The following is a 273-nucleotide window of genomic DNA, read 5'->3' as shown; positions in this document are numbered from 1 at the left end:
CTTGTTGTTTTTCAGCTTCTGCTGCTTTTTTAAGTTCGCGGTATACGCCGAGAGTGACAGTTATTTCGGCACCAAGCAAGACGATACACCAGGTCCAGTAGACCCAGACAAATAAAATGGGGATCACCGCCAGCACGCCGTAAATCAGCTGATAAGACGGGAACATGGTGATGTAAAGGGCAAACCCTTTTTTGCCCAGTTCAAAGAGCAATGCCGCGACCAGCGCGCCCACGACCGCATCGCGGTTAGGCACGCGCGTGGTCGGTACCACGC

1 protein-coding gene is annotated in these 273 nt (G+C 53.1%); it reads right to left on the bottom strand.

Annotation, left to right across the window (positions count from 1 at the left end; genetic code table 11):
* Positions 1-273, bottom strand: a 273-nt coding sequence (locus ACPYOJ_RS35385; RefSeq protein ID WP_481420391.1) for a YihY family inner membrane protein, incomplete at both ends; no start/stop codon positions are given.

This window comes from Rhizobium sp. SVR5-9E, from assembly GCF_056755095.1.
The sequence above is the reverse complement of the archived record's forward strand: the minus strand, read 5'-3'. Positions and strand labels throughout refer to the sequence as shown.